Below are 10,930 nucleotides of genomic sequence, written 5' to 3'. Positions count from 1 at the left end.
TGAATACCTGTTCACCAACTTGGTTCCTGGCACCTACAAAGTCACCTTCGGCACACTGGCGGGCTACGTCCGCACTGTGGCCGACACAGGAGCCGACGCGACAGACAGCGATGCGGACACCGCGACCCATGCTTCGGGCACCTTCATCCTGAACGGCTCGGGCGACGATATCTGGAACTCGGCGGATGACTTCCGTTATGTTTACCAGGTTGCGAGTGGGGACTGCAGTGTTGTGGCGAAAGTCAACGCGGTGGGCAACACGCATGGCTGGGCGAAAGCGGGTGTCATGATCCGTGAAACCCTCAACGCCAATGCCGAGCACGCCTCGGTTTTTGTGACACCGGCCAACGGGGTCGCATTCCAACACCGGGCAACAACCGGGGGCGCGAGTGCGAACGTCAATACGACCGGCCTGGCTGCGCCGTATTGGGTGAAAGTGACCCGCGTGGGCAGCACCTTCCGGGCTTATCGTTCTCCGGATGGGTCGAGCTGGACTCAGATCGGATCGGCCGCCACCATCAGCATGACCTCCTCCGTTTATATTGGCCTCGCCGTCACTTCACATTCGGACGGGGATCTCTGCACCGCGAACTTTTCGAATGTGACAGCCGTTCCTTAAGTTCGTTTGGATCGAAACCCTTCCCGGCCTCTCGGCGGGGAAGGCAGCGATACAAGGGCGCCCGAATATGCCATCCGGGCGCCCTTTTTTGTCGGTCTGGTGGAGATGCAGATTGTTTTTGCCAGTCGGAGACTTCCATGGGCAGATTGGCTTCGCAGGCCGGTCAACGGTGAGTCCATTGCCCAGAGGGTGCCCGGATGATTCACAACTCCATTTTCAAGCATGCAACACGGCGGCCTTGGCTGGCCTGGTTGGGACTTGCCCTCGCGATCGTGGCGGGTTGGAAGTTGGTGGTCGGGCTTCAGAATCGCTCTGAGGTAAACTTGGGACCGAGCCCGGCACCTCGAATCACGGACCTTCCAGCCGGTGTGTCCGCTCAATCCGTTTCTGCTCGCGACCCAAACCCTGCCGAGGGGTTGGCGGATACGAGGACGGATTATCTTCAGCCGCCGCCCAACATGATGAAGGAGCCATTGGCCCGATTCATGGCGGCATGGAATGCGGAAACGGATCCAGGAAAGAAGGATGAAATACTCTCGCGCTTCGTGGAGGATTTGGCTTTGGCGGATTATCCCCTCATGCTGGCGCTGTTGACCGACGCGGAGTTCGAGCGGGGAGGGCGGGAATTGCGGGCGCGACTTTTCCGGCGCTGGGGGGACCGCGAACCGCACCTGGCCTCATCCTGGGTGAGCCGAATGTCCGCCGGGCAGGCAAGGACCGAAGCCGTCTCGGCCGTCGTCCAAGGATATGCTTCCCGCGACTTCGAAGGAGCTCTGGCGCTTTTCAAGACTCAAGCGGATCCGAGCGTGCGAGAACCAGCCATCCTTGAACTTGCCGGAACGCTGGCGGGATCCGATCCGTTGCGAGCCCTCGCCCTGGGCGCGGAACTCAGTCCTAGTCCGGATCGGGATCGATTCTTGACGACGACCGCGTCGATGTGGGCCGCGCTCGATGGTCCTGCTGCTGCGCAATGGGCCGCCCAGATTCCCGATGAAACCTTGCAGCAGCGAATGCTGGGGGAGATTGTGGTGCAATGGAGCGACAAGGACCCTGTTGCCGCCGCAACCCGTGCGATGCAATCCATGGTCGCAGGCCGGACGCGGGACGATGCCGTCATTTCGATCATCCAGAGGTGGGCTCAGCATGAACCTGAGGCGGCCGGAGAATGGGTTTTGAACTTCCCTCAAGGTGAATTGCGCGATACCGCAAGCACGGAGTTGGTGAAGCAATGGAGCCAGCGGGACATTGGCCAAACCGGAGAGTGGGTGAATGCGATTCAGGATCCCGCCATCAAGGACGTGGCCATTGCCGCGCTGGCGGGCCAAATCGGCCCGCAAGCACCGGCTCTGGCGGGGGAATGGATCTTGCGGATTACGGACAGCGCCACTCGATCCGAGGAATTGGGAAAACTCGCTGCCCAGTGGATGTCCACGGACGCAGCCTCCGCGCGAGCTTGGGTTTCCCAGCAGGCGTCGTTGCCTGAGGACCTGAGGAACCGCCTGTTGCGATCGCCTTAGTCAATGAGTGCGCACCCGGCAGAGGCTTTTCGGGCGAAGCATCCTGACCGGTTCTACCTGGAACGTTCGGAAGCGCGAGCCCTGCAAGACTACTTGCGATCCCGGAGCGTGCTGGCCGAGGGCGAAATCATGGAGGAGGTCCGGCAGCCGGGTGAAGGCAACATGAACTGCACGCTGCGAGTGCGGACTTCGCGGCGAAGCTTCATCGTCAAGCAGTCGCGACCTTGGGTCGAAAAGTACCCAGCCTTGGCTGCGCCGGCGGACCGTATTTTGATGGAAGCGGCTTTTTACCGGCTGTTGTCCGAACATTCGAAATTGAAGCTGGCGGTGCCTGGAATCCTGGATTTTGACGCAGTCTCAAGGTTGCTCGTGCTCGAAGATCTGGGCGAAGGGGGCGACTACACCGACCTTTATCGGGGGGCTTCCATCACGAGTGCTGACCTTGAGAACGCGGCGGACTTCTTGACTTGCCTCCATGCATCGTTTTCCGGGGAAAGTTTGGCGGCATCGATCCGAAATTCCGAAATGCGTGCGCTCAATCACGCGCACATCTTCGACATTCCGTTGAACCAGGACAATGGGCTTGATCTGGATCGGATGACGACGGGGTTGGATGAAGTGGCGCGAGACTTGCGCGGCGATCCGGCTTATGCTCAAGAGGTGCGCCGGCTGGGTCGCGAAGCTTATCTGGGAGAAGGCATCTGTTTGATCCATGGAGACTTTTTTCCCGGGAGCCTGGTGAGAACCCCACGGGGTCCTCGTGTGATCGATCCCGAATTCTGTTTCTTTGGACGTCCCGAGTTCGACGCGGGGGTGTTTCTCGCGCACCTCGTGCTCGCCGGCCGTCCGGAATCCGACTGGCATCATTGGAAGGCATCTTATCATCCGCCGGAAGGATTTGATCGGGGCATGATGTGGCAATTGGCGGGCGTGGAGATCATGAGGCGGTTGATCGGCTACGCTCAACTGCCCTTGCGGATAGGATTGAATTCCAAGCGCGACTGGCTAGAGCTTTCCCGCAGCATGGTGTTGAACCCTGGATCGTTTTCGTGAGCTGCCTGCAACCATGAACGCGCGATTATCACGGGTGGCAAAACTTGATCGCCGTCGATTTTTGTCGACGGGGGCAGTGTTCGCCGCCGGTTCGGGGCTTGGGCTTGGGTTGTGGTCTGGCGAGGGGGCGGCTCACGCCGGAGTCCATCGTTTGGATCGGATTCGGGGACTGTTGATCGGCTCGGCGATTGGGGACGCGCTGGGCGGCCCGATCGAGTTTCAATCTTTGGATCGAGTGCAGACGCTGCCGGAGCCAACGAAGCGCTGGCGGATTGGCGAGCGGTTGGACGCGGAGGGTCGCCGTCAAGCGGCGAGTCGGCTTCGATTGAGGAGCTACGCCGCTTTGCGTCCAGGCACGGAGTCCTATGGCCAATGGAATCCTGAGTCGCAGCCGGGGACGATCACGGATGACACGCGGCACAAGCTTGTCTTGCTGTATGCGCTGCATCAGGCATCGAAGCGGAAGCTGGCTGGACTGGAGGTCAAGGATCTGGCCCGTGCTTATCTGGAATGGCCGCGGACTTCTGCCGTCCTGGGGAGACCGGGTTATCAGGAACTTTGCCGCGACTGGCTTGAGGAGTGGCAATTTGCCGCTCGCTGGGTTCTCGGCGACCGTGATGAATCGCGGGCCCTTCCTCCGGAGCGGATGTGGCAGAGCCTGCCGACGTGTTGCGGTCAAATGACATTGCTTCCCCTGGCGGGTCTTTTCCCGGGCCGCCCCGAGGAGGCTTATCGGGCGGCGTATCGGCTTGGATTTTTTGACAATGGATTCGGCAAGGATTTGAACGCGGCGCTGGTGGCCGGGCTGGCCCGAGCCTTGGAGATTCCTGCCCGGGAATGGGGTGCTCGCGAAGCCATGGAACAAGTGATGCGAACCCTGCGCGAGGTTGATCCGCTTCGCTTCCGAAAGATTCGCTGGTCTGAGAGAGCTGTGGACCGCTGGTTGGATTTGTCGCTGCGGCTGGCGCGTGAAGCGTCGGGACAGCCGGCGCGATTGTTTGAAGCGTTGGAAGCGGAATTTGAGCGAACGACCAAATGGGAGGCCCAGGTGCCGTTCGTCGTCGTTTTTTCCTGTTTCGAACTGGCCGATCATGATCCCCTGGCCGCGCTTCAACTGACTTTGGAGTGGGGGCATGACACCGATTCTTACGCGTCCGTGGCCGGTGCGTTTGCCGGCGCGCTGTATGGAGCGAACTTGTTTGCTCCGACACTTCTCCAACCGGTGGTGGCACGGCTTCATGCCGATCATGGGATTGACCTGGAGGAGGAAAGCCGGTTCCTGGCCAGGCTGGCCGAGCGTGGTGCGAGGCGAACCTGGGTCAAACGATGAGCGTGAGGGATTGATGATTCTTGTGGTGCCAAAGGGCGGCGTCCTTCGCGAGGATGGGGCAGCCAGATGGGGGAGAGCATTCCGTGCGCGGTGCTCATGGGCTCGAGGTTGGATGGTATTCACCCTCACGTTATTGACCGCGAGGCTTGACGCGGCGAATGCCTTCGACGCGGCCCATTCTGAATGGACCACTTTGCTGTCGAGAGTGGTGCGAAACGGACTGGTGGATTACACGCGGCTCCAATCCGAAGTTCGATCGCTCGACCGGTATTTGGCCTCCTTGTCTGCGGTGGAGCCGGGGACTTTCAAGGGCTGGGACGAGTCCAGCCAAATCGCTTTCCTCTGCAACGCTTATAACGCCTTCACATTGAAGCTTGTCCTCGATCACAAGCCGCGCCAGAGCATCAAGGAGATTGGCGGGCCGTTTCGAAGTCCCTGGAAACTTCCGGTCGTGAGGCTTTTTGGCGAGGCCCTGAGTTTGGATGCGTTGGAGCACGAAAACCTGCGCAAGCGCTACCAGGAACCGCGCATTCACTTCGCGCTTGTTTGCGCCGCGATGGGCTGTCCTCCATTGAGGGAGGAGGCTTATGTGGGGTCCCGGCTTGACCGTCAGTTATCTGATCAAGCGAGGCGATTTCTGGCCCAAAGTTCGAAGCACCGGATTGATTGGGACATGCGGCTTGTCTACATTTCCCCAATCTTCAAGTGGTTCGAGGAAGATTTCGTTAAAACCTCGGGATCCGTTTGGGCGGCGATTCGGCCTTATTGGCCAGAAGGGGCCAAGCCCGCTGCTTTCGAGAAGTTCGAGATCCGATACTCGGAATACGATTGGTCGCTGAACCGGTTCATTCCCTGAAAGGGTTTGGACCGTTACTCTTTGACGGCGGCCAATTCTTCCACTTGCTGCAAAGCGTCATGAGTGTCCAGGAGGAGTTGCTGGACATCTTCGTTTTGCAACCCCAAAGCCTTGATGACCCCTTCGTTGGTGCGTGCGGCGTAAGCAAGCCACCCTGCGGAGTAGCCCACCTCGTGGGCCAGGCAGTTGGCGAGATGCACGACGGCGGACAACTGAGGTTGGGGCTCCAACGGCGGCTCATGATGTCGGGCCGTTGAGTCAACGAGGACCTCCGGAAGCTTCCAGCGCTCCAACAGGAGCGACCCGATCTCGCAGTGGTCCGTTTCGAGAACGCGCCGCTCCGCTTCCACCCGTGAAAGGTGGTTGACTTCGACGCATTCACGGATTCGGGCTTCCGTATCGGGATCCAACACTTGATTGAGCACGAGTTTGCCGATGTCGTGGATCAAACCGGCCGTATAGGCGACGGAGGGATCAAATCCCATGGGATTGGCGCGGGACAGGATGGCTTGAGTGGCCAGCGCGGTCACGAGGCTGTGGTGCCACAATTGCCTGGCTTCGATGGCGTATCCAAGGAGGGGTTGGGCCAGGGGGCCGCCGAAGCTGATCGCGAGGGTTAAGCGGTAGATTTCCTTAAAGCCCAAGAAAAAGATGGCCTGTTTGACGGAGGCGATTTGCTGGCTCGAACCGCATTGGGCTGAGTTACAAACAGCCAGGAGTTTGGCCGTGAGCACGACATCCTTTTCGACAAGCTTGACCAGTTCGTCGGCGTCGGAATCCGGCCGGTTGAGGGCATGCATCAACTTGATCACGGCCGGGGAAGGGGCGGTCAACGGATCCGACTTCTTCAACAGTTCCAACGCAGTTGAGGTCATAGGGCAGCGGTCCCGTGGCTTGCCTGGCCGGCGAATGGTGATTCAGTCTGGATGGTGGCCTTTCTCCATCGGCGGTCTTGATGTTGCTTTGCCTGGAACATTCGTCCACTCGATCAAGCTAAGATTGCCACGAATATTCCATCCGGCGCCATCCTGACGAGTGGGTAATGATTCCAGGCGATGGTGAACGAGGCGGGGATAGGTCGATCCCTGCCACGAACGGTTTTTGAAAGGGGGCGGGGAGACCGAAGATTGGGCTCCGCTTTCGAGGGACCCGCGGGGACTGGGATCGCCTGCGGGGACGAGGGTCAGGGCTCGATCAGATGATTGCGAATGGCATAGCGCACCAATTCGCTGGCGGAATTGAGGTGAAGCTTGCTCATCACGTTCTTGCGGTGTGTTTCGACGGTGTTCTGGCTGATGCCGAGCAATTCCGCCGACTCCTTGTTGGATTTTCCTTCAGCGAGGAGTTGGACGAGTTCCCTTTCCCGCGGGGTCAGGCGGCCGCGGGAGTGTGCCAAAGGGGCGCCCGACGTCGAGGCGTTCGTGGCGGGGGAGTTGACCAAGTGGGAGATTCGCTTCGAGAAGAAGGTTCGGCCGTCGAGCATGGAATCGATGGCTTTGAGGAGCATTTCGGGGGCATCGTGTTTGTGCAGGAACCCACGGACGCCGAGGGCGAGAGATTCTTTGGCCAGCACTTCCGAATCATGCATCGTTTGCACGAGGATCAAGGTCTTGGGGAGGAGGGTGAGGATTTTCCGGGCGGCGTCCAAGCCGTTGAGCTCGGGCATCATGAGATCCAGAATGACCAAATGAGGTTTGAGCTGTTCACACAACTCGACTGCTTGCCGACCATTCTCGGCTTCCCCGCACACCTCCCAGTTGGGGCGCGCTTGCAACACGGCTCGAAGGCCTTTTCGAATCAAGCCGTGATCGTCGGCGATGAGGATGCGCGTTTTTTCTATGGAACTGCGAAAGGCTCGTTTTGCTCTCCCTTCACTTGAACCTTTGCGGAAATGATGCCTGATGGGAAACTTCGTGTCGAGAAGGTCCTCCGGCTTTTCGAGCCGGCGCGGGTTGTTGCGGTCCCGCTAACCGAGTTCCAGATCGAGGTCTTTGTCCAGGCAGGCTTGCGAAGGCTTGGCGCGGAGAGGGATGACGGCGAGCACCGTGGTGCCTTGTTCGTCCGACTCGATTTCGAGCGTGCCATCCAGCAGGCGGATGCGCTCGCGCATTCCCCGGATTCCCAGACCCTCGCCCCGGTTCGAGCGAACCCAATCGATGCCTTTGCCTGAATCTTGAATTTCGAGTCGAATCTGATCGGCGTCGCCATCGAGCCGAATCAGGCCTGAATGGCTCCCAGAATGGCGCTGCAGGTTATTCAGACTTTCCTGGGCGACCCGGAAAAGGGCCATTTCGATCTGGCGGGGAAGGCGTTCCCCGATCGCCCCGATTTCAACCTCGATGGTCAACTCCCCTTGTCTGGAAATGCTGGCGGCCAGCTCTTTGAGGGCACCGCTTAAGCCGAATTCGTCGAGCAAAGGCGGATGCAAGAGGTAGGTCAGATTGCGGACCTCCGTGAGGGATTTCTCGACCAACCCGTACGTTTCCTTCATCAGCGGGTCTTCGTCGCAGCGGAACACCGAATAGGCGCCCTTGAGCCGAAGGAGGTTGAACTTTACGGCCGCCAATTGTTGCGCGGTGGTGTCGTGAAGCTCCCGGGCGATGCGCCGCCTTTCCTCATCCTCCGCGCTCAGCAACTGCGCCAGGAGTGCTGCCCGCTCGGCCTCCCCTTGTTTCTGCGGTGTGAGGTCGACATGGCAGCCCAGCATGCGTTTGGGCTGACCGCCAGAATCGCGCACGACTTGACCGCGGGAGTGAATCCAGCGCCACGACCCGTCCTTGTGTCTCAGTCGAAACTCGACCACATAGGCAGACGCGGGATCCGATTGCGACCGCCGGACGTGTTCGAAGACCCAGGTCCGGTCGTCCGGGTGGATCCTTCGTTCCCACTCCTCGTAGCGGTCAGGAAGCTCGCTCGGCGAATAGCCAAGGTGTTTCTTCCATTCGGGAGAGAAAACAACCTCGTTCTGCTGAAGGTCCCAATCCCAGGAACCGACGTCCGAAACTTCGATCGCGAGGCGGAGGCGCTCTGCTTTTTCAAATAATTCGGTTTCCACCGCTTTTCGCTTCGTCACATCCAGCATGATTCCGCGGAGCAGCACTGCCGCGCCATCTTTGCTGACCACCGTGACCACAGCCTTGATCCACACGTCCTTGCCGCAAGCGGATTTCATCCGGTATTCGAAGGTGTGATCGCGTCGCTGCCGTGTGCAACGGAGGCAGTAGGCCCTGGCCTCCTCCCGATCATCCGGGTGGACATGATTGGCCCAGAAATGAGGGTCCTCGAGCCAGGCCGAAATGGGATAGCCGAGGATGCGTTCCGCCGCTTCGCTGACAAACGTGAATCGGAAATCGTTGGCGTCGCATTCCCAGACGATCCCGTCCACCGTACGGATCAACGACTCCTAGTGTTCCTGGCTGCGCCGTTGTCCAGCCTCTGATTCCTGCTGGCGGGAAATGTCCCGGTCGAAAGCCAGAATACAGGGGCGGCCTTTGTAGAAGACCTGGGCGCACGAGACCGACGCGGGAAAGACGGTCCCATCCCCGCGAACATGGTCGACCTCGAATTGAGTGGTCTGATCCTTGGAGAGCTGGCGCATCCGGAGCGAAACCAGTTCAGCGGAATTCGGGCTGTTGAGTTCCCGGAAGTTTTTGCCGACCAGACTGCCGGGCGACACTCGATGCATCCGGTCCGCGGCTGGATTCGCGGCCAGAATCCGGCCCTGGTCTTCTTCCTCCGTGGAGAGGACGAAGACGGCGTCGGGCGCGTGAAGAAAGATTTCGCGATAGCGCTGCTCGCTTTCTCGCATGGCCTTCTCGTCCCTGGCCCGCGTGATGGCGATGGCTCCGAGGTTGGCGGCGATCTCGAGCAGCTGAAAATGCGCCGTGCTCAGAAAACTTGAGGTTGGGCCAAACAGGGTGACCGTTCCCAGCAACTGGGTGCCTTGTTCAAGAATCGGGATGGAAAAGGATGAGCGGATGCCGCAGTTCAACGCGGCTTTGCGATGCTTTTCCCAGCGTGGATCGGTGGCGATGTCTTCGCAAAGCACCGCCCGTTTTTGAAAGGCGCAGGTGCCGCACGCCCCCTCGGCTGATCCGATGAGTTGGGAGGCAAGCCCCGCTGAAAAGGCCGGCGGAAGCCCGGAGGATGCCATCGATCGGAGCACCTGGGATTCCCCATCCTGCAGGCTGATGAGCACTTTGGCCTCGGAAGCGCTCTCGGCGATTGAACGGGCGATCGCCTCCAGCGTATGGACGAGCGGTACTCCCGCGGCGATCAATCTCAAGACTTCCTTCTCCCCGGCGTGGATCGTTTCCAGCCGCTTTAAATCGCTGATGTCCCGGGTGATCGCGATCTGCGCGAAGATGGTGCCGTCCTTGGATCGCATCGGACTGGCGTGGGATTCGAGCCAGCGTTTCGTGCCTTTCAGCCCGATGATCTGGAATTGCAGGAGCCCGGACTCTCCGCGAAAGACTCTTTCATTGAGTGCTTGAAGCGCCAGCCGGTGTTCTTCGGCGGCCAGGGGATAAACGCATTTGCCTGCCACTTGCGTCAGGCTCTCCGCTTCGATCATGCGCAGGCCGGCGGGGTTCATGTTGAGAAGCCTGCCTTCGCGGTCGATGAGTTTGACGCACTCGGGTTCGTTTTCAAAAATGGCTTGAAGCCCGCTTTGACCCTCGAACTCCATGAAATGCCGCCGCTCGAAAATCCACGCAATGAAGGCTCCCAGGAGCAGTCCTGCAGCCGCGATCAAGCGGGAGCTCCAGAGATTCTGATCCACTGGAGAAGTCGGAAAGATCCAGGGCAGTGCCAGCATCAGCACGGTGGCGATCACCGCAAAAACCAGCGGGCGAATCCTGCTGGTCCGGTGAAAACACAGCGCCAGCGGCAAGAAGTAGAGCGGAATCCAGACCTGACCGTCGTGCCGATCCGAGCTGGCATCGAGCACGAAGACCAAGCCGAACAGGCCGAGGGTTGCCTCGTGGATCCAGCATCGGTTGAGGGGTCGGTTCACGCCTGGGTTCTCGCCGGACGGGCGCACCACGTTTGGTGCTTTCGCAGGCTCCGTGCCGGCGCCGTGGGGAGGTTAGGAAGACCCCAACGGATTGCTGTTTCATGGGCAACAGGTAGTTCCGGCCCTTCAGCAGTTCGTGCTTTTGCGGTTCATCGAGAGGTTGTCGGTGATGCAGGTAGGGCGCGTCCGTCCCGGCGCGCCGCCGGAGCATGATGTTTTGCATCCGGTGGGCGGCGGGCTGGGACAGGCCGCCCTACCAACAATATCGGGATACACGGGTGCATTTGGGGGAACCGCGCCCGAGCCCTGATCCACGGGTAATTCGGTAGCGATTCAAAAAAACCGCTTCAGGACGCATCAGATGTGAATTGTTCTCTTGCAATGTTATATACATCATGTATTTATTTCGCATGCCAGCTCGCTTGCCCGTCCAAGCCAAGTCGCCGTTCGCCATCGATCCCAAGCCGCTCGACGAGACCGCTTCGTCTCATGCGGGGCTCTTGGCCACTTCGCGCGTCTATCGCTCGCTGAAGCTCCCCGA

9 protein-coding genes are annotated in these 10,930 nt (G+C 59.8%); 5 read left to right on the top strand and 4 right to left on the bottom strand.

The window, feature by feature from the left end:
* From FJ404_18205 to FJ404_18185, 5 genes are all read left to right on the top strand, one after another.
* The coding region (locus tag FJ404_18205) for a DUF1349 domain-containing protein (protein ID MBM3824785.1) at window positions 1-619 on the top strand (619 nt) is incomplete at its 5' end.
* 197 nt (window positions 620-816) lie between these two features.
* Window positions 817-2,136 carry a hypothetical protein gene (locus tag FJ404_18200; protein ID MBM3824784.1) on the top strand — a complete coding sequence of 440 codons (1,320 nt, stop codon included), beginning with the start codon at window positions 817-819 and terminating at the stop codon, window positions 2,134-2,136.
* A 3-nt stretch (window positions 2,137-2,139) separates the two neighbouring features.
* Entirely contained in the window at window positions 2,140-3,189 is a 1,050-nt protein-coding gene (locus FJ404_18195) for an aminoglycoside phosphotransferase (protein ID MBM3824783.1), read from the top strand.
* A gap of 13 nt (window positions 3,190-3,202) precedes the next feature.
* The gene (locus FJ404_18190; protein MBM3824782.1) at window positions 3,203-4,519 is read left to right on the top strand and encodes a hypothetical protein; all 1,317 of its coding nucleotides are present in this window, start codon (window positions 3,203-3,205) and stop codon (window positions 4,517-4,519) included.
* A gap of 112 nt (window positions 4,520-4,631) precedes the next feature.
* On the top strand, window positions 4,632-5,375 hold the full coding sequence (locus tag FJ404_18185; protein MBM3824781.1) for a DUF547 domain-containing protein: 744 nt from the start codon (window positions 4,632-4,634) through the stop codon (window positions 5,373-5,375).
* Window positions 5,376-5,389: 14 nt separating this feature from the next.
* On the opposite strand, the gene FJ404_18180 is transcribed toward FJ404_18185, so the two are convergent.
* From FJ404_18180 to FJ404_18165, 4 genes are all read right to left on the bottom strand, one after another.
* Window positions 5,390-6,250 (bottom strand): HDOD domain-containing protein, encoded by an 861-nt coding sequence (locus FJ404_18180; GenBank protein MBM3824780.1) that lies wholly within the window; start codon window positions 6,248-6,250, stop codon window positions 5,390-5,392.
* Between the two features lie 308 nt (window positions 6,251-6,558).
* Window positions 6,559-7,215: a response regulator transcription factor gene (locus FJ404_18175; protein MBM3824779.1), complete on the bottom strand. Its 657-nt coding sequence runs from the start codon at window positions 7,213-7,215 to the stop codon at window positions 6,559-6,561.
* Between the two features lie 126 nt (window positions 7,216-7,341).
* Window positions 7,342-8,772: a PAS domain S-box protein gene (locus tag FJ404_18170; GenBank protein MBM3824778.1), complete on the bottom strand. Its 1,431-nt coding sequence runs from the start codon at window positions 8,770-8,772 to the stop codon at window positions 7,342-7,344.
* Window positions 8,773-8,778: 6 nt separating this feature from the next.
* Entirely contained in the window at window positions 8,779-10,389 is a 1,611-nt protein-coding gene (locus tag FJ404_18165; GenBank protein MBM3824777.1) for a PAS domain S-box protein, read from the bottom strand.
* Window positions 10,390-10,930 lie beyond the last annotated feature (541 nt).

The organism is Verrucomicrobiota bacterium, from assembly GCA_016871495.1.
Lineage (GTDB): Bacteria > Verrucomicrobiota > Verrucomicrobiia > Limisphaerales > VHDF01 > VHDF01.
Note: the sequence above shows the minus strand (reverse complement) of the source record. Positions and strands in the feature narration are given on the sequence as shown.

What these genes read in the sequence shown, in the direction of transcription:
- FJ404_18190 (MBM3824782.1), top strand. Translation starts at nt 3,203, where the DNA reads ATGAACGCGCGATTATCACGGGTGGCAAAACTTGATCGCCGTCGATTT.
- FJ404_18200 (MBM3824784.1), top strand. Translation starts at nt 817, where the DNA reads ATGATTCACAACTCCATTTTCAAGCATGCAACACGGCGGCCTTGGCTG.
- FJ404_18195 (MBM3824783.1), top strand. Translation starts at nt 2,140, where the DNA reads ATGAGTGCGCACCCGGCAGAGGCTTTTCGGGCGAAGCATCCTGACCGG.
- FJ404_18180 (MBM3824780.1), bottom strand. Translation starts at nt 6,250, where the DNA reads ATGACCTCAACTGCGTTGGAACTGTTGAAGAAGTCGGATCCGTTGACC.
- FJ404_18185 (MBM3824781.1), top strand. Translation starts at nt 4,632, where the DNA reads ATGGTATTCACCCTCACGTTATTGACCGCGAGGCTTGACGCGGCGAAT.